This is a genomic window from Vagococcus acidifermentans (assembly GCF_003987655.1).
GTDB lineage: Bacteria > Bacillota > Bacilli > Lactobacillales > Vagococcaceae > Vagococcus_B > Vagococcus_B acidifermentans.
Map to the genome: position 1 here is coordinate 142,464 of NZ_NGKC01000005.1, position 23,969 is coordinate 166,432.

General features: G+C 37.1%; 20 protein-coding genes and 1 pseudogene. 20 read left to right on the top strand and 1 reads right to left on the bottom strand.

Features of this window, described 5'->3' with window-relative positions:
• The first annotated feature begins 257 nt into the window (after positions 1 to 257).
• The 17 genes from CBF27_RS06230 to CBF27_RS06310 all read left to right on the top strand — a co-directional run bounded on the left by CBF27_RS06230 (position 258) and on the right by CBF27_RS06310 (position 19,221).
• Positions 258 to 4,490 carry an endo-alpha-N-acetylgalactosaminidase family protein gene (locus tag CBF27_RS06230; protein WP_170175019.1) on the top strand — a complete coding sequence of 1,411 codons (4,233 nt, stop codon included), beginning with the start codon at positions 258 to 260 and terminating at the stop codon, positions 4,488 to 4,490.
• 22 nt (positions 4,491 to 4,512) lie between these two features.
• Complete coding sequence (locus tag CBF27_RS06235; RefSeq protein WP_126813457.1) at positions 4,513 to 4,809, top strand: hypothetical protein; 297 nt, start codon at positions 4,513 to 4,515, stop codon at positions 4,807 to 4,809.
• Positions 4,810 to 4,873: 64 nt separating this feature from the next.
• Positions 4,874 to 5,443 (top strand): signal peptidase I, encoded by a 570-nt coding sequence (locus tag CBF27_RS06240; RefSeq protein ID WP_126813458.1) that lies wholly within the window; start codon positions 4,874 to 4,876, stop codon positions 5,441 to 5,443.
• Entirely contained in the window at positions 5,433 to 6,122 is a 690-nt protein-coding gene (locus CBF27_RS06245; protein WP_126813459.1) for a SipW-dependent-type signal peptide-containing protein, read from the top strand. The genes CBF27_RS06240 and CBF27_RS06245 overlap by 11 nt, the downstream gene beginning before the upstream one ends.
• 13 nt (positions 6,123 to 6,135) lie before the next feature.
• Positions 6,136 to 6,777 carry a hypothetical protein gene (locus tag CBF27_RS06250; protein WP_126813460.1) on the top strand — a complete coding sequence of 214 codons (642 nt, stop codon included), beginning with the start codon at positions 6,136 to 6,138 and terminating at the stop codon, positions 6,775 to 6,777.
• Between the two features lie 1,071 nt (positions 6,778 to 7,848).
• Positions 7,849 to 9,060, top strand: coding sequence for a hypothetical protein (locus tag CBF27_RS06255; protein ID WP_126813461.1), 1,212 nt, complete (start codon positions 7,849 to 7,851; stop codon positions 9,058 to 9,060).
• 23 nt (positions 9,061 to 9,083) lie between these two features.
• Positions 9,084 to 10,274, top strand: coding sequence for a MalY/PatB family protein (locus CBF27_RS06260; protein ID WP_126813462.1), 1,191 nt, complete (start codon positions 9,084 to 9,086; stop codon positions 10,272 to 10,274).
• Between the two features lie 20 nt (positions 10,275 to 10,294).
• Positions 10,295 to 11,500 carry an amidohydrolase gene (locus CBF27_RS06265; protein WP_170175020.1) on the top strand — a complete coding sequence of 402 codons (1,206 nt, stop codon included), beginning with the start codon at positions 10,295 to 10,297 and terminating at the stop codon, positions 11,498 to 11,500.
• 247 nt (positions 11,501 to 11,747) lie between these two features.
• Entirely contained in the window at positions 11,748 to 12,470 is a 723-nt protein-coding gene (locus tag CBF27_RS06270; RefSeq protein WP_126813463.1) for a type IV toxin-antitoxin system AbiEi family antitoxin domain-containing protein, read from the top strand.
• Positions 12,471 to 12,674: 204 nt separating this feature from the next.
• Positions 12,675 to 13,373: a Crp/Fnr family transcriptional regulator gene (locus tag CBF27_RS06275; RefSeq protein WP_126813464.1), complete on the top strand. Its 699-nt coding sequence runs from the start codon at positions 12,675 to 12,677 to the stop codon at positions 13,371 to 13,373.
• Between the two features lie 209 nt (positions 13,374 to 13,582).
• Positions 13,583 to 14,188, top strand: coding sequence for an ECF transporter S component (locus tag CBF27_RS06280; RefSeq protein ID WP_126813465.1), 606 nt, complete (start codon positions 13,583 to 13,585; stop codon positions 14,186 to 14,188).
• Positions 14,185 to 14,925, top strand: coding sequence for an energy-coupling factor transporter transmembrane component T (locus tag CBF27_RS06285; RefSeq protein WP_126813466.1), 741 nt, complete (start codon positions 14,185 to 14,187; stop codon positions 14,923 to 14,925). The genes CBF27_RS06280 and CBF27_RS06285 overlap by 4 nt, the downstream gene beginning before the upstream one ends.
• Positions 14,922 to 15,773 (top strand): energy-coupling factor ABC transporter ATP-binding protein, encoded by an 852-nt coding sequence (locus tag CBF27_RS06290; RefSeq protein ID WP_126813467.1) that lies wholly within the window; start codon positions 14,922 to 14,924, stop codon positions 15,771 to 15,773. The genes CBF27_RS06285 and CBF27_RS06290 overlap by 4 nt, the downstream gene beginning before the upstream one ends.
• The gene (locus tag CBF27_RS06295; RefSeq protein ID WP_126813468.1) at positions 15,774 to 16,568 is read left to right on the top strand and encodes an energy-coupling factor ABC transporter ATP-binding protein; all 795 of its coding nucleotides are present in this window, start codon (positions 15,774 to 15,776) and stop codon (positions 16,566 to 16,568) included.
• Positions 16,568 to 17,506, top strand: a complete 939-nt coding sequence (locus CBF27_RS06300) for a nucleoside hydrolase (protein ID WP_126813469.1) — start codon at positions 16,568 to 16,570, stop codon at positions 17,504 to 17,506. Before CBF27_RS06295 ends, CBF27_RS06300 begins: the two co-directional genes overlap by 1 nt.
• A complete protein-coding gene (gene rbsK, locus CBF27_RS06305) occupies positions 17,503 to 18,420 on the top strand; it encodes a ribokinase (protein ID WP_126813470.1) in 918 nt (305 codons plus the stop codon). Before CBF27_RS06300 ends, rbsK begins: the two co-directional genes overlap by 4 nt.
• Positions 18,421 to 18,678: 258 nt before the next feature.
• Entirely contained in the window at positions 18,679 to 19,221 is a 543-nt protein-coding gene (locus CBF27_RS06310; protein ID WP_126813471.1) for a DUF1097 family protein, read from the top strand.
• Between the two features lie 958 nt (positions 19,222 to 20,179).
• Here CBF27_RS06310 and CBF27_RS14285 read toward each other — a convergent pair.
• A pseudogene (locus tag CBF27_RS14285) lies at positions 20,180 to 20,275 on the bottom strand (IS6 family transposase); the annotation flags it as partial.
• Positions 20,276 to 20,707: 432 nt separating this feature from the next.
• Between CBF27_RS14285 and CBF27_RS06320 the strand changes: the two are divergent.
• The 3 genes from CBF27_RS06320 to CBF27_RS06330 form a co-directional block, all read left to right on the top strand.
• Positions 20,708 to 21,805 carry an FRG domain-containing protein gene (locus tag CBF27_RS06320; protein ID WP_126813472.1) on the top strand — a complete coding sequence of 366 codons (1,098 nt, stop codon included), beginning with the start codon at positions 20,708 to 20,710 and terminating at the stop codon, positions 21,803 to 21,805.
• Between the two features lie 16 nt (positions 21,806 to 21,821).
• Positions 21,822 to 23,486 (top strand): AIPR family protein, encoded by a 1,665-nt coding sequence (locus CBF27_RS06325; RefSeq protein WP_126813473.1) that lies wholly within the window; start codon positions 21,822 to 21,824, stop codon positions 23,484 to 23,486.
• Between the two features lie 95 nt (positions 23,487 to 23,581).
• The coding region (locus CBF27_RS06330) for a transposase (protein WP_211334624.1) at positions 23,582 to 23,969 on the top strand (388 nt) is incomplete at its 3' end.

A 23,969-nucleotide genomic window follows, 5' to 3' on the forward strand; every position in this document is an offset into this window, starting at 1 on the left:
TTACTTTGCTTGTCCTTTTTTTATTCTTCTTCGGAGAATTGTCCGTCTTTAAAAGGAGCTGTGCTTCTTCCAGAGAACAGTTATTTGCGGCAGATGAAAAGGTATAGGAAGATTTTAATAAGTGGCTGAAATATCAAAATTCTAGCTAATTCATAAATATTTATAAAAAAACCACCAATAATTTATATAAAACTCTTTAAAAATTACGCTATATTTAACATGTCTTAAAAAGCGCTTACAAATTTTGGAGGTTGGAAATGAAGAAGAAAAAGCGATATCTAGTGAAAGCTGTCAGCGGTGCCATGCTTTTGTCATTGTCAAGTGCAGTTTTGCCAAATGTTGTCTTAGGGAATGATATATCAACGGTCTTAGCTGAAACGATTGAAGACAATCAGTCCAGCTGTTGGGAGATTGATTTTGCAGGCGAAGAATTAGGAAATTGGAAGGACATTGTTGGAAAAATTAATAAAAAAGTAACGGCAAAAGGGCTGGAAATCGTCAGAGATGTGGATAGCGGTAACAATGCAGTATCTCTCAATCTGGATTCTCCTAATCAAGCGGATGGTGAAGCTGAAGTCAGTTTTTCCATGACTGGGGGAAATAGCCGAATTGGCCTCGTTGTTAGAGGAACAGAAGCCGGTAAATGGGTCTTTTTGGGGTACAATAACGGGACTTGGATGGTTGAAAAGCCAGGAGCTTGGAAAGATGATATTAAAGGTCCGACTTTGGAAGAGAATAAATCTTATGTGTTTAAAGCAAGATACGAGGGAACGAAAGTGACAATGTATCTAAACGGTGAAGAGTTTTATTCCGGCGAACCGATTTTAAGTGATGGCAGTAAAATACCGGTTAATGAAGGGCGTCTTGGTTTTAGAACGTGGTATGATACCAAAACTGTTTCATTTTCATATTTTAAAAACGGTGCAGTGGGCAGCATTCCTGAATTAGTACCGGAAATAATTTCGATCGATCCCGTGGAACTGTTTACGAATAAAGGGACGGTTCCTAAATTACCTGAAACTGTAACCGTTCACTATAATACTGGTAAAACTGAATCCAAGAAGGTGGAATGGGAAGAAATATCTGAAGAAAAGTTCGAAAAACCGGGGAAGGTTGAAGTTACTGGAAAAGTGGCCGGAACGGAGATACCTGCAAAAGCAGTTATCACTGTTGTGGCAGCCGGTGAGCAGGAAAAAGGAGAAAAGATTTCAACGGATCAGCTGGCCGTCATTTTAGATCCGGAATTTCCGCGCGTTCTCCGTTATGAAAACCCGGCAGACGATACGTTGATTTTCAAAGGACAGGAGCAAAAAAACAATCAGGTTGCCATTGACGGGAAAAACTATACTGCAAGTGCAAGCTTGGAATCAGCAGCCGGCGATAAGGCGATTTACTTGGTTAAAGTGGATGAGCTGTCTCTTAGCTTCAAAGTTAATTTCAAAATCGGCAAAGAGAAACAACTTTCAATGACGCTGACTGATATCACAGAAGGAAAAAAATTGATTCATACAATCAGCTTGCCAAATCAGGGATTATTATCGGTGAGCAGCTTGGATAAAGGCGCGGCTTTTGCCGGTGCGTCAATGTATACCGCCGTCAATGAAAATAATAATAATAAAAATGGTGATACATTTGAGGATTTGACTGTCAGTAACAAAGTGGGGTCATTTAAATACATGTATGCGTTTTTAAACAGCAGCAAATATGCGGCCAGCATCTGGACAAATGCCAACGGAGACAAGGATAGTTCCGGCAATAAAATCGACCACAGCGATAGTCACCGTATTCATCGCAAAACGGAAAAAACAGATCGGGGATTTGTGACAGAGTTATCCAGCGGTGCGTGGACTTACCGACCGTTTGACGGCAATAAGGAAGCTGTTGTCGATGAAGTGCCGGAAGTCAAAATTAATTTTTCTGGCGACTTGAATCAGGATGAGCAAGTGGACTGGCAGGATGCTGCGATTAATTTTAGAGAGATTATGAATAATCCTAAAGGTTCAGAACTTGTTCCTGAATTGGTTAATCAGAGAATCCCGATGAACTTTGCCTCACAAGCAACCAACCCATTTTTAATGTCTCTTGATGAAACGAAACGAGTGTACAATTTAACGGACGGATTGGGTCAGATGGTCTTGTTGAAAGGGTATCAAAACGAAGGCCATGACTCGGCTCATCCGGACTATGATGCTGTTGGACTTAGACCGGGCGGAGCGGATGATTTAAACAAACTGATAGAGGAAGGCCATAAGCTGAACAGCGTCTTTGGTGTCCATATTAATGACAGCGAGTCTTATCCGGAAGCTAAATCATTCAACGAGGAGCTGGTGGATATCAATGCACGCGGTTGGGATTGGCTGGACCCGTCTTATATGATCAAGCAAAGACCCGATGCGCTGACCGGCAATCGTTTCAACCGTTTCAAAGAATTGAAGAAAAAGGTTCCCGGCATGGACTTCATCTATGTCGATGTTTGGGGAAATAGAGGAGAAGCAGGCTGGGAAAGCAGGCAAATCGCAAGAGAAATCAATGATTTGGATATGGTGGTAACTAACGAGTTTCCTAATTCCCTGGAATATGATTCTATTTGGAATCACTGGTCCGCTCAAAGGGATTACGGCGGCAAAACGGTCAAAGGTTTTAACAGCAATATCGTCCGTTTTATCAGAAACCATCAAAAAGACACTTGGATTATTTCTGATAATGTGTTGCTCGGCGGGACAGAATTTATTGCTCACGAGGGATGGTACACAACAGGTGTGGACTTTAACTTGTATGAGCAAGTAACTTTTTCAACCAATATTCCGACAAAGTTTTTGCAGCACTATGAAATTACTAATTGGCAGACAGACACAGCGGCAAACGGCAAAATCCACGGAACAATTCAATTGAAAAAGGGCGATGATCATGTAGTTGTCACAGATGACAATGAATCAAAGGAACGTGTGATGACACTGAACGATAAAATCGTTTTACAAGGAGACAGCTACCTGCTGCCGTGGGACGTTGACGGGCAGAAGAAACTGTACCATTGGAATGCTGAAGGAGGAACAACAACGTGGGAAGTAGGCGGAGATGTAGAAAACCTTAGTGACCTCCATTTGTATCAATTAACAGACCAAGGCAGAGTTGACAAAGGCGCTGTTGTTATCAAAGACGGTAAAGTCGTTATTGAAGCAGCCGGGAAAACGCCTTATGTGATAGCTTCACCGGACAGCATCAAATCTGTAGAATTCGGCAGTCATACGGCTTTGAAAGACCCGGGGTTCAATGCCAAGGATACTTTGAAAAAGAATTGGAAAGTAGAAAAAGGCTCACCGGAAATTAAACGTGATATCAATGGTGATTACGTCATGGAAGCAGGTCCTCAGGAAATGCGGGTAACTCAGACATTAAGAAATCTGAAAGCAGGGAAATACAGTGCTTACATTAACACTGAGGCTCATAACCGGCTGGTAAAACTAGCTGTTGAAGTTGGCGGGAAAACATATGACCATGAATACAAAGATGCGTTAGTTCAAAATTATATTCAGGCAGATGTGAATCATACTAAGGCTAAATATCCGCAGTATATGCAAAAAGCACGGATAGATTTTGAGGTGCCAGAAAAAGATGCGGATAAAGTTTCTCTTTCAATCGCAGCTGAGGCCGGGGAAGGCATCGTCCGTTTTGACGATATTCAGATTATTGAACGTCAAGAGGATGTTCAACAGGTGGACGATCGCACACTGGTTTCACAAAATTTTGAAGATACGAAAGCTGTTGGCCTGTATCCGTTTGTCAAAGGATCAGCAGGAGGCGTGGAAGATCCGAGAGTTCATTTATCCGAGAAACATGAACCCTATACGCAATACGGATGGAACGGCAATAAAGTGTCTGATGTTTTAGAAGGAAACTGGTCCTTGAAAGCTCATAAACAACGGGTCGGCATGATGCTGCAGACGACTCCGCAGACGTTGACTTTTGAGCCGGGTGTGCGCTATCAAATCAGCTTTGATTATCAAACAGATGCCTCAAATCATTTCTATTACGGAGTATTTGATACAGAATTTAAAGAGACAAATCAAGTCAAGTGGGGACCTGCAGCTCTGCCTTCAACAGCGGGTAACGGAAAAACACGCCACATTGACTGGGAAATTGTGGGGTCTGAAAATGGTAATACGATGTTTGGCTTCTACACAAATGGCAGAGCGTATGATTTGATTATTGATAATTTCACTGTGAAAAAAGTCATACCGCCTGTTGAATCAATCACACTGAACACGTCAGATTTAACCATTTTGAAAAAAGGCAAAACACTGGATTTGAAGCCTGAAATATCTCCTAAAGAGGCAGCAGAAGGAAAGCTGACTTGGAAAATTGCTAAAGAGACAATTGCTTCTGTGGATGATAAAGGTATTTTGAAGGCTCTGAAGCCCGGTACGACAAAAGTGACTGCCGTTGCGGAAAACGGCGTTGAAACCAGCTTTACTCTGCGAGTGACTCGTTAAGTAAGAAAAGGAATGAGATAACGTGAAAGTGAAAATCGGGATGTGTTTACTCATTTTAATCAGCGGTCTCTTATATCATTCTTTAGCCGTCAACGCCTTTGGTTATCTTAGTGATTCGGTAGAAATTTTTATCGGTCGTGTTGAACCGTTAAAGGAAGAAATGAATACGACTCAAGACCAGCCGGAAGATGAGCATCATTCAGCCACTGATGCCGATGATGATACTGAATCAACGCTTTCTCAGACCGAGTCTACGGAGACGAGTGAGACAGCAATCGGCACATCAGCTGAAGTACTAGAAATTTTAGAAGCTGAGTAGGTAAACAGTTATTCATAAGGACGCTTCTCTAACACAGAAGTTTTACACACAGGTGGTTGCAAGAATGATGAAAAAGAAACTAACCCGTAAGAAGAGTCATCACAAGTTAAAGGATAGAACAACCTGTTGGGCTGTCGTTGAAATGTGTTATATTGGGCTGTTGCTCCTGCTGATAATCTTGTCAGCAGGAGCGAGAATGACTGAAGACAGAGCCTATTTAACCTATCATTTAAGAGTGGTTTTAAGTAAAAGCATGGAGCCGGCAATGCCATCAGGGAGCTTAGTCGTGACTCAAAATACCACCATAGGAGACGTCCAGAAAAATGATATTGTCACATTTAAAACGGAAGATGACTTAGTTTCACATCGTGTGAAAGACAAGCGGATAGATGACGGGGAAACCGTTTTGATTACTCAAGGCGATAACAACGAGACAATTGACCGTGAACCCGTGACTGCGGAAAACATACAAGAAAAAGTTTTATGTCATTTTCCGCTTTTAGGTAAATTTCTTTTAACTGCTCAAAAACCAGCAGGGGTTGCGGCAGTTTTCTTAACAGTTGTATTGATGTTGCTTATCAGATATTTTGTAGAGTTATTGAGAATGGAAAGGAGACATAAAGATGTCGAATAAAAGAAGAAAATGGTCTTTGATTTTAACTGGCATTGCCATTTTGCTGGTAGCAATTGGAGGAACATATGCTTGGTGGGTTGCTTCTATTCAAAAAGAGCAGGAAGTTACGATGGGGAATTTGAAAATAAAAGCAGACTTTGCTGAATTAGAAGATCCGATCGGTTATGAACCTGGCTTAACGGCAGAAATTGGCGGTAGAATTGAAAACAAGGGAACCATCCCGGCGATGATAAAGTTAAATAATAATTCCGAAATCAAATTTGTGTATAGTGATGATCAAATGACAGCTATCCCGGAGTCGGAGCAGAAATTCATAAAGGATGGGGAAGAAGCAATCAAATTATCAATTGATCTCACCGGGGAAAGTGATGAAGCTTACTTCTTTAAAGACAGTAGTGGCGGCAGATATATATTATTAGAAACAGGCGGATTTGTAGACACAGAAATCGTGGCTGAATTTGATGGCAATGTGATGGGGAACAAATACCAGGATTCAACTATCCGGATTGGAGCCAAGCTGGATGCCACTCAAGTATTGAACGGTGCGTTGCAATCACAATTTGGTTTGACAACAGATGATTTGACGGAGTTGGCTGAATCAGCCAATGGCACCCGTACGAAGAGAGGACTCAGCAAAGGGGAACAAAGACTTCATGAGTTAGTTTCCCGCGGCAAGTAAGCAGTGAATGCCGATGAAGAAAATAGTTGCCGTTTTGTTGTTATTGTGTCTGTCTCCACCACAAATCGTGAAGGCAGAAAACCAAGACAACACAATTATTATTCAGAAAAGCGGACAATCTCAGGAGTTGGCCGGGGAGTTGAAGCTGAATGATGTGGAAAATGCTTATCCGGGTTATCAATTTCCCGAAGAAAAATTTTTGCTTGTGAATAAAACAGGTACTCCGCGGGCGCTTTCGATTTCATTAGTAGCTGATAGCGGCATAGATAAGTTGAATGACTATTTTGAAGGGGAAATAGTTGTGACGCGTGATACTGATTACAGGAAAGAAAAGTTTACTCAATTACCTTTGCTGCTGACAGAAAAAGTGGCTGCCGATGAAACGGTGGAAATGTCAATGGTGCTGGGTATTAAAGGGGAGGAAACACCTAATGAGGTTCAGAACCAAAAAGGGAAACTTTTGTGGGAAGTAAGCGTTGCTGAGAGCTCCAGTCCCGTATCCGAAAAATCGGAAGAACGCAGAGGCAAGTTGCCTGCTACTGGCCAAGCCGGCCAATTTAGCTTGATTTTCTTAGGTATGTTTTTATCGGCTGTTTCAATTAGTCGCCGTAAGTTGAGTAGATTTAGCACGTCAGAAAATAAGAAAAGCAATTAATTGCAGTACTATAGTGAATGGGACTGGTAGAAAAATTCTGTCGGTCCCATATTTTTATAAAAAAAAGCAGACATACAAAATTTCCGTTAGAATAGAATCACCGTAACACTATCTAGAAAGGAAGATTTTATATGTCCACACTTAATTCACGCAAATGTTGTATGAGTTCCTCTGACACAAAAGGATTAGGAATCAAATTCAGTTAGCCATTCATGTAGTGCAAATATCCCTTTTGTAGGAGCATCGAATGTGATAAAGTGCCCGGTTTTGCCGGGAAATATCTGAAAACATTAAAAAAGCCCACAAATTAGAAAAAACTGCGTGTTATTCTGCCAATTTAAATAATAATCTTTTATTTAAAAACAGTTAATCAAAAACATTTCATGTAAACGCTAACTAATCAACGTATAATGATAAAGAAAACAATTTAACATCACCTGTTAAATTGTTTTCTTTATCATTATATAGTTCCTGTTTGTTATATTTAAATGTTATTTAAAAGATTTTTTAAACCTGCTATGTTACAAAAACGGTTTGACAACGTTTTCTATTGATTATACAATGTGGGCGTTAGGATAATTTAGAAAAATGAATATGTTCTTTGGCACTGCACAGGAAGGCGGCAACCTTCCTGTGAAGCCTTGACTAATCAGATATGAGCTGACTAATCAAGTTGCCAATAGGCTAGCGCTAGACGCTAACATGTTTATTATAATCAATTCTAAGGATAATTTCTAGTCCTTTTTTGTCTGAGGCAAGGTTTCGGACAGAATAGTATAGAATGGATTATTTTAAATTACATGGTTATGTGTCGAGCTGGAGATATATTTTCCATAGGCTATGGTAAGCGGTATTAGACAACTTGTCTGATACCGCTTTTTTGTGTGCTCTGGACATTTCGGTTTTTCCTGCGGCAAGAAAACTGACGAGTTTTTGTCAGCTGATTTTATCAAATAGGCTATAGACTATTTGATTATTAATTTCTGACACTATTTTGTGGGAGAAGCCCCTAAATTATCCTGACAAATAACTTATCAATGAAAAAACACGAATAGGAGACTGATGCGCCCTATGTTAAATCTCACTATGAGTTCTGCACTAGCGATTGTAGTCGTAACGATGTTCATTGGAGATATCATATCAACGTGCTCTAAAGGTCGTATCCCCCAAATGCTGGTAGTTGCGGTAATTTTTCTAATAGGCTATTGGACAATATTTCCTAAAGATATTTTGGACATAGCCGGCATTACGACACTGGCCAATATTATGATGTCCTTCATTCTGATTCATGTTGGAACAATGTTCAACATCAAAGATATTTTAAACGAATGGAAAGTAGTAGTCACGACTCTGGCGGCTGTTGCAGGTATTGTGTTTGTAATTCTTATTTTTGGGACGTTGCTTTTCGGGAAAGAAACTGCTTTTACTGCTGCTGCGCCTATGACGGGTGGTGGTATGGCTGCTTTAATTATGAAAGATGCAGCAACTACTGCGGGTTTACCTGAATTAGGTATGTTAGCTATGATGATTTTTATTATGCACGGTTTTTTCGGATTCCCATTGACAGCGACTTTTCTTGGAAAAGAAAGTCAACGATTGTTAAATGTGTTTCGTCAAAATAATCATGATCAGTCTGAAACATCTACTCAAAAAACAGGCGATACTGTAGAAAATACAGACGAACATAATAATAGCTCTCGTCCTTTTTATGAAAAGGTGCCTGAACGCTTTAGAACACCCACTTATTACTTGGCATTGTTAACTATTCTTGGATTTGTATGTTCTAAAATTACGGAAATAACAGGGATAAACAATGCCATCGTTCAAGTTCTCGTAGGAATAGTTTTAAGTTACGTTGGACTGGTCGAGCCTAAGTTAATGGATAAAACTGCTTCTAGCGGCATCCTCAATTTGGCTTTGTTTGCAAGTTTTATGAGTTCTTTTGCTATGGCAACTTGGGAGGTATTGATCGCACTTTTAATAAAAATCGTTGTCTTAATGGTGTTAGCTTTAATTGCCATTTTTATATCAACGTATTTTTTTGGAAAATTGTTTGGCTATTCGCCACAAATGGCTTTTGTTATCGGTCTCAACTGCTTTTTAGGATTTCCTTTTAACTTTGCTTTAACAACGGAAGCTATTAAAGGAGCGACAGATGATCCAGCAGAAGTCAACTACTTAACTGCTTATCTTATGCCAAAAATGATTATTGCCGGTATCGTATCTGTGTCCATTGTTTCTGCAATTCTTGCAGGATTGTTTGCAGGTATTGCCTTTACCTAAATTATGAAAGGAAACAATAATAAATGACTTATGATTTTAGAACCACTATTAATCGTCTGCCGCAAGGTTCTGCCAAATGGCAACAAATGATGGACTTAAATCCAAAAATCGAAGAAGATGTTGTCCCTTATTCTGTAGCAGACGTAGATTTACCTCACCCTCCGGAACTTATTGATGGTCTGCAAGAGTATATACAAGAAATGATCTTTGGCTATACGGGACTAACAAATACTTATCTCGAAACTGTCGTTAACTGGTTTGAGCGTCATCATCAATGGAAAATCAGTCCAGAAACCATCGTTCCTTCACCGGGAGTGGTGAGCGCTTTGTTTAATGCAGTCAAAGCTTATACAAGAATTGGTGATTCAGTTCTGATTATATCGCCAGTTTACTATCCTTTCCGCAACGCCATTTTAAAGTCCGGCCGTCAGGTTTTAAGCAGTCCGCTCATTGAAAGAAATGGAGAGTATACCATTGACTTCACTGATTTGGAAAATAAAGCTAGTCAGCCAGATGTTGGTTTGTTGTTATTTTGCAGTCCTCATAATCCCGTAGGAAGAGTATGGAAAAAAGAAGAATTGGAAAAAGTTGACCAGATTTGCCGAAAGCATAATGTCATTTTGGTTTCTGATGAAATTCACTTTGATTTGATTTTACCGGGGCATTCTCATACGGTATTCAGCACACTATCTCCTGAAACAAGTGAAAATACGATTGTCTTCACGGCACCTAGCAAAACGTTTAATCTTGCAGGTCTGCAAACTGCAAATGTGGTAATCACAAATCCTCAATTGCGACAAGCGTTTATTGACCAGCAAAGCCGTGATGGGTTCCATATGCTGAATTGTATCGGTCCAAAAGCCTGTGAGATCATGTACCAGCATGGAGATTTATGGTTGAAAGAATTTCTTTCACTGATTGAACACAATCGCCAAACGTTTGAACAATATGTCACACAACATTTGCCTATGATTAAACTAACACCTTTGGAAGGAACCTATCTTCAATGGTTTGATTGCAGAGCGCTGCGAATGTCAGATGAAGAACTAGATGACTTTCTGATTAAAGATTGCCAATTGATACTCGATGCCGGCCATATCTTCGGGCCTGAAGGTTCCGGTTATCAAAGAATAAACCTTGCTTGCTCCACTGAGAAATTACAGGATGGATTGCAACGCCTAAAAACAGCTGTTCATCAGCGTACGTCATTCTAAAAACAGGGGGAAACTTTATTATGATCAATAATCAAATATTACTGGAAAAAATAAACGAACTAACTCCTTATATGAAAGAAACTCGAGTCTATCTGCATCAGCACCCTGAGCTATCCTCACAAGAATATGAAACGGCAGAATTTTTAAAAAAAGAAATTCAAAAGTTGGGCTTGCCAATCATTCCAGTCAAAGGAACAGGCTTCTTTGCAATTCTTGATACTGGCAAGCCTGGGAAAACAGTTGCATTACGTACTGACATCGATGCACTGCCAATTCAAGAAAATCCAAACAATTTAAAAGGTCCAAGAAAATGGATTTCTAAAAATGATGGAGTGGCTCACATGTGTGGTCATGACGGGCATATGGCTGTTTTACTAGCAGCTATGAAGCTCTTAGTGGACATCAAAGATGATCTACAAGGTAGAGTTCTTTTTCTGTTTGAAGAAGGGGAGGAAATAGGTTCAGGCATTGAGGCTATGTTGGATGGCATCAAGGATCAATCTATTGATGCAATCTATGGGACTCACTTGACTTCTTTCATGCCTACTGGACAAATTTGTCTGGATAGCGGTCCAAGAATGGCTGGAGCTATCGTCATTGACTTCGAGGTTATCGGACGTTCCGGCCATGGGTCACGTCCTGATTTATCTATCAATCCGATTTTTGCGGCTTCTGCCATCCTAAACGGATTGACTAGTGCGTGGGCGAATCAGCTAGATGTTAGCAAAACTGTAACTCTAGGACTCACTCAGTTTCATGCAGGAACAGTCAATAATGTTATTCCTGAAAAGGCTCGCATTAGCGGTAGTCTCAGATATTTTGATTTGAATGAAGGTAAAAAGGCGTTTGATGTTTTCAAATATTTGACGGAAAAAACTGCTTCCGCTCACCTTTGCACAGTTGAATTTTCAAACGACATGAAAATTGCCACAATACCTGTGTACAATGATGATAAACTATCTTTACTCGCTCGTGAAGGAGTCAAAGAACTCTACCCAGAGAAACTGGTAACAGGTATTCAATGGTATGCTTCCGAATCATTTTCACATTATGAAAAAATAGCGCCTAGTGTTTTTGCTTTCGTTGGTATTGGAAATGAGGAGTTGGGCAGTGGTGCTGAACATCATAATGATCGTTTTGACATGGATAATGATGCTATGCCATACAGCCTTGGTTCCACAGTCAAATTTGCTATTAACTTTTTAAATGAAAATGCTAATGTATAATTATTGTCTTAAAGTGCTGTATCTTCTTTAATCTCTAAAAAGCAGGCGCCTGATAAAACGGTGCCTACACACCAAATAGCCTGACTTTAGTATAAAGGTCAGGCTATTTACTGTTTCTCCGCACTTTTAACTTCTTAAATGAGTTGAATAGGGCTTATTTCATTGGGTTTACGCAAATATGCCACCACCATATTGTTTATGGCAGAATAAAAGTGCTGCTCCCTTATACAAAAATAATAGGTCGCTGATGAAAGAGATCATGGACCACCCAAATGTACTGAATCTAATCAAGCATACGCTGAAAAAACAAAATTACGTGGCTCTGAATGACATTATCAATCTTTTCCTATCGATTCAGAAGGATTCGAATGTGCTTACGTCGAAGCTAAAACAATTGTCAGATAGAACGGCTCCAGTCACAGACTTTGTCTGGGTCGAGTACCTAAGCGGCACGGCAGGTAAGGAATTGTTGCGACGCATGGGCTATGAATACGTTGCTCGCAATGTATTCAGAAAAATATCCGGAGAACATGACGAACTGTTCGAACTTCACATTAGATATCCGAAACTGGTTTTCAGTCACGAGACGGCCTTGTATCACCACAATTTGACAAACGTGCTTCCTCGATTTACAGTGTGTTCGGTTGATATCAATTATAACAATCAAACATTGAATAATACGCCTAACCTCAGGGTGATTAGAGATAAGAATTTCGATGTGGCAGAAAACACTGTTGTGATGCCGACCAATCAAGGGAACTATGCACAATTTACCAATATATACAAAACGATTTGTGATATTATGAATCCTAAGTATTCGGTTGACGAAGAAATCAGGAGCAAGGTAGTGATCGATTACATGAAGCGAGAAGATGCTGACCATCGTAAGCTGTTGAGAATGGCGAAAAAAGAAGGTGTATATGAGGAGAACCTTCAGATTGTAGAGGTCGTATTGAACAATGAATCCTAACAGATTTAGAGATATAAAAAAGAACTTGGCAAGACGAGGCCGTGCCTCTGCATTTTAGATGTCAGATATGCTACCGAGCGATTTTTAATGCGTATCAGTAAATCAGCATACAAAGAAGCTTTCGTTATAAGAGGGACACGTCTGATGTATTTTTTATAAAAAAATGATAACATTTAAAAGAGGAGATGAAAAGGGAGGGTTATTATGAAGTTGCACGATGTATGGGAAAAATACCAAGTAAATAAATTGCTAAATTATGCAGATGTTGCTAAGTTTTTGACTAAAGAAGGTCAAACAGTAACTTATCCTCCAGGTAAAATGATTGTTCAAAGGGGCGATTTCCCTGAGTATATCTACTTTATTATTGAGGGATTGGCAATTGGACAACGGGAATATGAAGATGGAAGTGAATACCGCTATTTTCAAGTTGATAAACAAAATGGCAATCTGGGATTGTTGGAGATACTAAGTAAAAATGAACAATATGTTGCGACAATCACTAGTCTGACGGAAGTCGTAGCTGTTAAAGTGGAGTCAGCTGCCGTTTATGACATATTGATGAATGATTTGGATTTATTGAGGAAGTGTTCTTTATTGTTGGCGGATGATTTGTATCAGCGTTCCGGCAATGATGGCATTTATTATTATTATGAGGGAATTGATCGGCTTCGTTTGTTTTTATTAAACTATGCCGAGCAACTTCAAATGAAATATTTATCCCAAGACAGTCTTTTGGTTGAGATGAGTTATGAACAAATCGCAGCTCAAATTGGTGTCAGCATTCGAACTGTCGGCAGGAGTGTTCACAAACTGAAAAAGAATGGTGAAATATCAATATCTGGAAAAAAAATAAAAATTTCAGAAGACCAATATCAAAAATTAAAAAATTATTGGGCAGGTTGAGGCTGACTTATAAATAGCTTTTAAATACTAAATAAAAAATCTCATGAAATCATCTTTCTAAATCATTGATTTTATGGGATTTTTCAATTCTATGATTTGGTGGCAACTCTTTTTCATAATACAGACAGATGTCCTTTTCGAAAAATGGGAATCCTTTTATAATGATGTTGTTAAATGAAAGCGTTTCACAGAAATGGAGGTTTTATTTAGTGAAAAGAGGTCTAAAATATGATTTTCCTTTGATTGCTCTGTTGCTGATTCCAGTTGGCGTCTCTCTTAATGTTGTCGGTTATCAATTATCTTCGATTTTAAAGTTACCAGTTTTTATTGATATGATTGGCACTATCATGGTGTCGATGATTGCAGGCCCATGGGTCGGTGGAATGACGGGGCTATTAGGTAATGTGGTAAGCGGTATGTTGAATCCAATTGCCATAGCGTATGGCTTGGTGTCTTTGTGTGTAGGGCTGGTTTCAGGCTATCTTTCGAGGTGGAAGTTTTATACGAACATTGTGGGTGTCATTATCAGTTGCATGATTTTGTCTGTTATTTCAGCGACATCTGCTGCAGTAGTGACGGTATTTATGTTTGGCGGAGTAACCGGAGCAGGAACGGATTTGATTACAGCAGCATTTCTTGCAGCAGGTCAAGAACTCTGGAACTCTGTTATGTCAACTAATCTGATTTCAGGTACAGTGAATACCATTATTAATTTTTCTATTAGTTGGCTGATTGTTAGAAGGATACCAGACCGGTTTTTGGTTAAATTAAATTACGGGGCACCTTATGTGCGCAAAAAGGGGGAGCTGGCATGAAAAGTACTATAGGAAAACTTTATCCTTCTACAAAATTTTTTTGTCTGTTGGTGATTATTTTACTTTGTATGTTTACACCAGGCTACAAACTCCAGTTTGCTGTCCTGCCTATAATTATTGTTTTGAGCTTTTTTTCTAAAACAGCTGGGAATTTTATTTCAGTGTTTATGAAGTCGATATTGATAATCGTATTGTTTATAATTGCAATTCAAGTTTTTATCGTAAAAAATGACGATTCACAACATTTGTGGTGGATTTTTCATTTTTCCGAAACAGGATGGCAAAATAGTCTGTTGATGATTTCTAAAATTATTGGAATCAGCTCAGCCATCATTTATTTTTTCCAAGTGACAAGTACTAAAGATATCAATTATGCGTTGGAGAAATCCGGTGTTCCCAAAAAAGTGACATTTGTTGTTGCTTCGACTATTCAATTGATTCCACAAATGTCTGGGCTCTCAAAAGCTATTACAGATGCCCAAAAATCAAGAGGGATTGAAACAGAGGGCTCTTTATGGATTAGAATGAAATCATTTGTTCCGATGATTGGGCCATTGGTATTGTCGTCAATACAACAAACAGAGGAGAGAGTTTTGACCTTGGAATCAAGAGCTTTTTCGTCCAAGAATAAAAGAACCTCTATTTATGAAATAAAAAAATCTACTATGGATCATTTAATTAGTTGGAGTTGCTTGTTGATTGTAGTAGGTTTAATGATATGGAGGGTAGTAAAATGAGTTTTTTATCATTGTCAAAGGTTAGTTATACTTATCCATTAGAAGAAAAAGAAGCTGTTCATAATCTTTCTTTTGAATTTGAGAAAGGTAAAGTTTATGGAATTCTCGGTGCAAATGAAGCGGGCAAAACCACAATGTGCCATATTATCCGAGGATTTATTCCAAGTTTTTATAAAGGGAAACTGGAAGGGGACATACGCCTTAAAAACAAACAACTTGACGAATATAAAGAGGGAGAACTCGCATCGATTATCGGTTATTCTTTTCAAAATCCGTTTACTCAGATTTCAGGGGTAAAAGAAACAGTTTATGAAGAAATTGCCTATGGTATGGAAAATCTTGGTTTTCCTCGTCAAGAAATGATAGCTAAAGTAGAAGAATTGATTGATCTGTTTAAATTGGCTGACTTGCAAGATAAGAACCCGTTTGAGTTGTCTGGAGGACAGAAGCAGCGTGTAGCTTTAGCTTCGATAGTAGCTTTGAATCCTGAAATAATAATCCTTGATGAACCTACATCCCAACTTGACCCACAGAGTACTGAAGAAATTTTTTCAGTGATTGACCTATTGAAACATCAGGGGAAAACTGTCATTTTGGTGGAACATAAAGTAGATTTATTAGCAGAATATTGTGATGAAATCATCTTGATGGCAGATGGCGAAATCGTCTTATCTGGAGATGTGAAGTCAGTGTTATCTAATCCTGAAGTTTTGAAGCATGGGGGCCAATTGCCGCAAGTCACACGTTTCTTTCTTGAAGCCATGGCGCAAGAGAAGCTAAAAAAGGAAAAAAGATTACCGCTAACCCTTGATGAAGCGTATGCCAAATTAAGAGAGGAAGTGAAATAAATGAGCTTCTTGCAATTGAAAAATGTTTCTTATACTTATCCAAATGGTTTTGAAGCAGTAAAAAATTTAAATCTGGAATTTGACCTCGGCGAGTCTGTGGCAATCATCGGACAAAATGGCGCAGGGAAAACAACTGCAGTCAAGCTGATGAACGGCCTGTTGAAGCCAACTAAAGGTGAAGTACTGGTTGAGGGTAACGTGACTGCCCGCATGACGACGGCCCAAACGTCCCGGCTTGTGGGTTATGTTTTTCAAAATCCGGATGAGCAAATTTTTCAAGAAACGATTTATAAAGAAATCGCCTATGGTCTTGTGAGTAAAAAGTTGCCAACCCAAACAATTCAAGAAAAAGTAAAAAAAGCTGCAGCGCTTTGCGGTTTGAGTGAAGTCTTACAAGAGCATCCTTATAATCTTCCGTATTCTAAACGAAAATTTGTGACGATTGCAGCAGTAATTGTGATGGATACACCGGTCATCATTTTGGATGAGCCTACGGCGGGGCAAGACCGTGAATCTACAGAGTTATTGGCAGATATAATCACTTATCTTTCTAAAGAAAATAAGACTGTGATCACTATAACCCATGATATGGAGTTCGTTGCTCAACAATTCAAACGTGTGATTGTCTTAACTGATAAAGAAAAGCAACAAGATGCCAGTCCAGAGATCATATTCTGGGATTTTCCTTTGTTGAAAAAAGCTAACTTAAAACAGCCGTATATCTGTCAATTGGCTGATAGATTAGGTTTTAAGGATATTATAACAATAAATGAGTTGATAGAGAGGGTATTCTGATGAAACATATTTTAATCGATTGTGATCCTGGGCATGATGACGCTTTAGCTATTTTGACAGCTTTAGCGAATGCACAAAAATTAAATATCATAGGTATTACAACGGTTGGCGGTAATCAAACATTAGCTAAAGTGACGCAAAACGCTAAAAATGTTCTTAGTTTTGTTTCAGCGACTATCCCTTTAGCAATGGGGCAAAAAGGCCCGCTTGTAAAGGAGTTTATACCTTCAGATGAAGCTCACGGCCAAAGTGGTATGGATGGACCTTATTTCAAAGACACTGCTTATCCGATTGTTGATGAAAATGCTGTACATTTTATGTACAAACAAATAATGTCAGTTGATGAGAAGGTAACAATCGTTGGTTTAGCTCCTTTGACCAATATAGCCATCTTGTTGAAAAGTTATCCCGAAATTCATGAAAAAATCGAAGCTATCAGTTTGATGGGCGGAGGATTGACTCACGGTAATATGACTGCTTTAGCAGAATTCAATATTTATATTGATCCCGAAGCTGCTCATATTGTTTTTAATTCAAATCTTCCAATTATTATGGCAGGTTTGGATGTTACCGAAAAAGCTGCCATAAAAGTTTCTGAAATTCAAGCTCTAAAAAACAAAGGGCCTGTTAGTCATTTAGCATATGAATTGCTGCATTTTTACAATCAGTCTGGGCGCCAGTTTGGCTTTGAGGATAGTCCCATTCATGATTTGTGTGCTATTGCATATCTCTTGAAGCCAGCTCTATTTACTGGTACTCACTACTTTGTCACAGTTGATACTAACGAAGGGATAGGAAGAGGTCACACATTTGCTGATAAGCGTTTGACTGCTAGTCAAAAGAAAAACACCTTGGTTTTAGAGGACGTAGATCGGGAAGGGTTTGTCGAACTGTTAGTGAAGGCCTTAGAAAAATTGGATGAGGAGATTGCTCAATGAAGAAAGTAATTGTCTTGGGGAGTTTAAATATGGACTTGAGTGTCAGCTGCGACCGCTTTCCGAAAATTGGAGAAACGATTTTAGGGCAAGAACTTGTGTACTATCCAGGAGGTAAAGGCGCTAATCAAGCTGTGGCAGCTGCTAAGATGCAGGTACCCACTATTTTATTAGGTAAAATCGGGAGAGATCCATTTGGTGAAAAGATATGGACCACTCTTAAAGATAAACAAATAGATTTATCACATATTGAGATAGAGGAGGGTATGTCCACAGGTACTGCCGTAATTACTAGAGCTAGAGGGGATAATCATATCATTGTGATTTCAGGAGCCAATGAAAAAACTGATGAAGCTTATGTTGATAGAAAACAAGAAGTAATTTCGGAAGCTGGTATTTTGTTGGGACAACTTGAAATTCCTATTTCAGCTCTATGTAGAGCATTTAAAATAGCTAAGCAAAAGAATATTCCTACTCTGTTAAATCCTGCGCCATTTTGTCAAGCTTTAAAAGTACTGTTACCGTACACAGATTATCTAACCCCAAATGAAACTGAATTTAATGAGATTTTCAAGCTTTTCGGACAGCCAAAAACATTTGCAGAAGATTTACTTTATTTAGAGAAAAAATTAGGAACCAAAGTAATAGTGACCAGAGGATCAAAGGGAGCAGCTTACATTGACAACAATCAAGTGTGTGAAGTTCCTGCAATACCAGTTGAGGTGGCAGATACGACAGGTGCTGGGGATACGTTTAATGGCATACTTGCTGTTTGTTTATCCCAAAATATGCTGCTAAAACATGCTGTAAAATGGGCAACTCTAGGAGCCTCAATCTCAGTTGAAAAAGTTGGAGCACAAGAAGGGATGCCAACACTGGAAGAAATTAAAAAGCGAGGGCAGTCTGTTTATCTCTAATTGATTAGGTTAGTGTATGGTGTAGGAAAAATCAATTATTTTTTTGAAACTCAATTTTACAATAAGGTTGTTGCGATTTCAGCGGCTTGAAGAGGTATTTAAGAAAATATAGTAGACATCAAGTAAATAGGCGGAATTGCTTGAAAAATTCTCATCAACACTACTGATAAGCGATGAGGGCTACGCATAAAATAGGCATAGTTTTTGTGAACGAACTATGGGAAAGGCAAATCTTAAGTAAATTAAAGAGGTGATTTGATGAAAAGCAATTTTTTACTATGCCTTGTGATAGCACTAATTAATCTGAGTGGAACACTATTGATTGGGAAATTAGAAATCGGCCAGTTCATTTGGATTAGTTTCCTTGCGTTACAGTTTTATTTCATGGGAAATATAGCTATGCGAAAGAAAGAGTGTCTTCAAATGTTTGTCTCATTCACAATGGGTCTCGTCTGGGGACAGCTTTCTAATTTTATTTGGCATTATTTTTCTGATTTATTCTCATTTTTATCCATCAATTTCATTGATGGTGGACTTCTCATTTTTTTATTGTGTATTGGTGCGGTGATTGTCTTCGATAACAAACTCCCCGGGTGCCTGCCTGCAACTTTTACTGGATTGACAGTAACAATCTTGTTATGGGGACGGCCGGCACCGTTTATTGGTCAAGGACTTTTAGGAGATAAAACAATCACTGTTGGTATATTGATTGCTTGTGCCATGTATGCTTACGGCTTAACTATGGCTTTCATGATGGATCTCGTCTACATTAAAATTACGGATAAGTTGAAGGATAATTGAGAAAAGCATGCGCTTCATAAAGATAAACAACACACGCTTTGTAGTAACAGTCGTTGAGACAAAAATCAATAAAAATATGGAGAAATCAAACGGATTTAATAGGAAAAATTTATTGAAATTGTTAACCAGTGTTAGTTTGCATAATACCAGGCAATTTTAGTAGCAGCATAAATATTTTGCTCAGCATAGCTTCACACACAAACTTCAAAAGAAATTTGTGTGTGTTTATCTTTCTAGGTATATTTCGGCAAAAAGACCTTATTAACCGTGTTGGTAGTGAAGAGCGAACTGTTAGAAGTATCAAATCGTTTGAACCATGAAGACATCGAAGCGACTCAGGAATCCTACAGGTATGTTTACTCCAACAATAATTTCGAGAGTAGCGACAAAGTTGACAAGAATCATAAAGCGGATTTTTGCAATCAGCCAAGCATCAAATCCTTGGCAAATAAGGGGTTGAAGCTTAGCTGTTACTATTCCCACTCTTCTTTGATGGTGGGCAGTATTGGGTAGGATTGTTGATTTATCAATGTTTTTGGACTTGATAAAAGTCTTAAAAAGTGTTGGAAAAATAAAAATAGTGCAAAAGTATTTGTTTTACTTGGGAATATTGCTACCATTTTCTCGATACTCGTTTTAAAAAGATAATATCCTTGATGGCTTTTAGGAAGTTACCATAATCATTTCATTTGGCAGATGATTATGGTAACTTCTAAAGCATATCGATGATAAAAAAGAGTTGCGTTACAAAGTTTACAGAGAACGACAAGTTTTGGCTAATTTGTTGTAGTTAAACAGGAACTCCCAATAATATTTTGATTTCAGTACAACTGAAAAACCAAAGGGAGCGCCTTCTTTTCAATTTCTCTTATATTGTCTTGAATCGCTTCCCTTACTCTTGAAACTAACGATAAATGATTGTGTGACACACGTTAATATCACGATCATAAAGGATTTATTGGACTTCAAGATAACTAAGGTTATACTAAAGATTGTAGACTACAGTGACAATGATAATATCTTTCTGAAATTGTTTACCTTTAAAGTGATCCATCTTAATTCCTTCTAGTCCGTGTTTGACTAGGTTTACTCTAAAAGAACTTGATTGGAAAACTTTGCAACAGGACCATTCTGATTTTGTAATGTCTGACTTCTTACTCAGTGTGTAGAGTCTAATCCATTTATAAATAGTCTGTGTTGTCATTCCATATTCGTTTACCAGCTAATCCACTGAGATTTCAGCACGATATAGTTCCACCACTGTTTATTTAAAATCTTCAGTAGATTTTTCTTTGCATCTTAGACGCGTTCTTTTTTTCTTAGTCATAATTCTACCAAAATGTGTTCATGAATTCAGCATAACATCAATAGTTACAAAAAGTTAATTATAAGACAAAGCGTTTAAATCAATATTCTATCAACATTTTAAATTTTAAAATGATAGAATTAATTAACTATATTTTTTGGACGAGAGGAGACAACTAAAATGAAACAAAAAAAGATAAAAAATGTTTCTGAATTTTTAGGACAAATTGATGTTATAATAAGAGAATTGACTTACGGTAATGATAAGCTATGTGTTTTTAGAGGTGAGCAAGAAAGATATGCTGTTTCTGGAATGCCTAATATATTTAGAGATGAAAGTAACAAAAAATTAAGTGAGATAAAATACTTTGAACAAAATATTTTAGATGAGCTTTCATCACATAGTATGCAAAATAAAAATAATAACTTACAAAAAGCAATCAATGCACAACACGGGGGATTCCCAAGTAGACTACTGGATGTTAGTTTTAACTCGCTAATAGCTCTTTTTTTTGCTGTGACACCACATTATAGTAAAAACATAAAAAGTAGTGATGGAAAAGATGCAGTAGTTATTATCTATAATGTAGATGAGCTCTATTCCCCAATGTCCAAAAATTTATCTGATGAGTTTAATGAACTTATAAAAGGTAAGTATAATGAAGTTAGGCTGCTAAACTATAAACATCTAATAATTGATCATTCTTATCTTAATGAAAGAATTGTTGCTCAACAAGGAGGATTTATATTATTTAAGGGGAATGAATTTGTACAATATCCAAAGCATAAACAAAAACAAATTATTATAGATGGAGCTTTTAAGGAACAAATCAGACACCAATTAGAAACAAATTTTGGTTATAATATGGGCACAGTGTATCCAGAAATTTTTAATAAAGTTGATTATTTATTGAAAAAATCAGAACTCTTAAATAATGATACATATGAAATTAATAATTCACTTAATAAGTCTGTTGAGAGTATTGTTGATTCAATTGATGGGTATATTCAATCCATTAAATTAGGAAAATATAATTTAATTAATAAAAAGATTAATCAAAATACATATAACGATCTATTAATTGAGTTTGAAGAGTACTTAGAAACTGCATATATGACTATTGAAGATTTTAAGAAAAGTTCATTATCTGTAGATGGAATTTATGATGAAGTAAAAGATAAATTTGAAAAGCATATTAATTCAACATATGAAGAATTAGAAATGTTAGGGTTTTTAGAAGAATCAAATTTAGCACCCAGGAAATACTATTTAGATTAGAAAAGAGGAGTTAGAGATGTCTATAAATAATAAATATACTATGAAGGTACGTAAAGAGATAACGCAATTATTAACTGATAATGGTAATGAATCATATGACTATCCACTCCTAGTAAATCAGGTAGATGAATTATTGAATAATGAAATTAAGGATAAAATAGGATTGACTAATACAAGTCTGGGTATCTCATATGAGAGTGGAGAAATGCTTGAAGATCAAAACATATTTATTTTTATTAATTACAAGAAAATCAAGACAGCTTTCACTGACAATGGAGGGTTAACCGATCAAATAGAAAAATGTATAGGAGACAAATATATTGATTTATCAGAATTGAAAGTTAAAAAAAATGACAAACCAAATGTTTTTATATACATGCTAGTTGATAGTATTAAGGATAGAAGGATAGTTAGTAGTAAAGAAGAAGAGAAAAAAATAAAAAAATTATTTCAAAAGGTCTTCAAGGAAAAAGGACTTGGAAAAATGTTGCTACGTCAAATAAATTATAGAGCATTGTTTATTCCACAACCTTTAAAAGAAAAATATAATTCTGTAAAATTAGAAAGAAGAATTAAATCTTTAGAAGTCGAAAAGAAATTAGAACTAAATAATAATGAAAAAGATATATACTTAAAAGGAATGGCATTTACTGCAGATTTAAAAGATATAATAACATTTTATGATGATTTAGGAGAAGCTTTATTTGAAAAGAATTTGAGATATCAGATTAAGGAACAATTGGGAGTCGATTCATCCATAAGAAAAACAATTAAGGAAGATCCTGAATCTTTTTGGTTTTTAAATAATGGAATCACTATGTATGTTGAAAACTTTGATCAATTAGATTTAAGCAGATATGATAGATTGAGAATTTTATTAGGAGAAGATAAGGTTGTTTCAGTAGTGAATGGTGCACAAACAATCTCCTCTAGTTTATTCGAAGAAATTACTGGAAAAGTTAAAGTCATTTTTAGAATTTTCACATTTTATGAAGTGCACGATAATGAGAAAAAAGCCGTTAATTTAAAAAATAAAGATAATGATATAAAAAGTGTAATGTCGAAGGAGATTGAGAAAATTACGATATCTTTAAATAGACAAAAACCAATTACTACAGAGGATTTAAGATATAGAATGCCTTTTGTAGAAGCTGTTAATCAATTATCGTTTGAGGAGAAAACGGATTCTGAAATAAGCTTTGAATTTATAAGAAGGGGTGAGACTCAAAGTAATTATTTACAAAGGTATTCTTTAATTGCTTTTGCAAGAATTGTAGAGGCATACAAAAATGAGCATCCAGGATCAGCTAGAAGCAAGGGAATAAATTCTTTGTTGAAAATTAAAACTAAAACAGAAAATAATAATGATATCGATCAGTTTGCTGAAAAAACAATTTTTATAGGACAAGATTTTTTAGAAAAAGATGATATCGATGGCTTTGGAGAAAAATTTAAAGAGGAATATAAAGATGTTAATCAAGCATTTAGAGTAAAAGCTTATTTAGATGAAATTTTCAAAGATTTTGAAAAAAGCAAAAATAGTTCATTAAAGGATAGTTTCCAAAAGTTTGAAGAAAGTAATTATTCAATGGAATTTAAAACAATATCGACAAATGGAGTATATTTTATATTAACTTATATAATGAATTATAAAAAGGATTTAGATTACTTGAAAGGATAAAGTCCATATAATTGTGTAAAAGATAAAAGGCCATGTAACAGCCCTTTTACGGTACAATGTTTTTAACCACAAAAACATACCTAGGAGGACTTTACATGACCCAAGTACATTTTACACTGAAAAGCGAAGAGGTTCAAAGAATGATTGACCATTCAGTAAAAGATGAGGTGTCTAAAAACATTTTGACCACCGTGTTCAACCAGTTAATGGAAAGCCAACGAACGGAATACATTCAAGCTGAGGACTACGAACGATCAGAAAAACGTCAAAGCCAACGAAATGGCTACTATGAGCGGGAGTTTACGACCCGTGTCGGAACACTTGAATTAAAAGTGCCTAGAACACGTGATGGCGGGTTTTCACCATCAGTATTTGAGCGTTATCAGCGAAATGAAAAAGCGCTGCTTGCTGCCATGCTTGAGATGTACGTTTCGGGTGTTTCTACTCGTAAAGTTTCTAAAATTGTTGAAGAACTCTGTGGGA

Excerpts from the sequence above, each read along its gene's own strand:
- CBF27_RS06230 (WP_170175019.1), top strand. The coding sequence starts at position 258 with ATGAAGAAGAAAAAGCGATATCTAGTGAAAGCTGTCAGCGGTGCCATG.
- CBF27_RS06240 (WP_126813458.1), top strand. The coding sequence starts at position 4,874 with ATGATGAAAAAGAAACTAACCCGTAAGAAGAGTCATCACAAGTTAAAG.
- CBF27_RS06245 (WP_126813459.1), top strand. The coding sequence starts at position 5,433 with ATGTCGAATAAAAGAAGAAAATGGTCTTTGATTTTAACTGGCATTGCC.
- CBF27_RS06250 (WP_126813460.1), top strand. The coding sequence starts at position 6,136 with ATGAAGAAAATAGTTGCCGTTTTGTTGTTATTGTGTCTGTCTCCACCA.
- CBF27_RS06255 (WP_126813461.1), top strand. The coding sequence starts at position 7,849 with ATGTTAAATCTCACTATGAGTTCTGCACTAGCGATTGTAGTCGTAACG.
- CBF27_RS06260 (WP_126813462.1), top strand. The coding sequence starts at position 9,084 with ATGACTTATGATTTTAGAACCACTATTAATCGTCTGCCGCAAGGTTCT.
- CBF27_RS06265 (WP_170175020.1), top strand. The coding sequence starts at position 10,295 with ATGATCAATAATCAAATATTACTGGAAAAAATAAACGAACTAACTCCT.
- CBF27_RS06270 (WP_126813463.1), top strand. The coding sequence starts at position 11,748 with ATGAAAGAGATCATGGACCACCCAAATGTACTGAATCTAATCAAGCAT.
- CBF27_RS06275 (WP_126813464.1), top strand. The coding sequence starts at position 12,675 with ATGAAGTTGCACGATGTATGGGAAAAATACCAAGTAAATAAATTGCTA.
- CBF27_RS06285 (WP_126813466.1), top strand. The coding sequence starts at position 14,185 with ATGAAAAGTACTATAGGAAAACTTTATCCTTCTACAAAATTTTTTTGT.
- CBF27_RS06290 (WP_126813467.1), top strand. The coding sequence starts at position 14,922 with ATGAGTTTTTTATCATTGTCAAAGGTTAGTTATACTTATCCATTAGAA.
- CBF27_RS06295 (WP_126813468.1), top strand. The coding sequence starts at position 15,774 with ATGAGCTTCTTGCAATTGAAAAATGTTTCTTATACTTATCCAAATGGT.
- CBF27_RS06300 (WP_126813469.1), top strand. The coding sequence starts at position 16,568 with ATGAAACATATTTTAATCGATTGTGATCCTGGGCATGATGACGCTTTA.
- rbsK (WP_126813470.1), top strand. The coding sequence starts at position 17,503 with ATGAAGAAAGTAATTGTCTTGGGGAGTTTAAATATGGACTTGAGTGTC.
- CBF27_RS06310 (WP_126813471.1), top strand. The coding sequence starts at position 18,679 with ATGAAAAGCAATTTTTTACTATGCCTTGTGATAGCACTAATTAATCTG.
- CBF27_RS06320 (WP_126813472.1), top strand. The coding sequence starts at position 20,708 with ATGAAACAAAAAAAGATAAAAAATGTTTCTGAATTTTTAGGACAAATT.
- CBF27_RS06325 (WP_126813473.1), top strand. The coding sequence starts at position 21,822 with ATGTCTATAAATAATAAATATACTATGAAGGTACGTAAAGAGATAACG.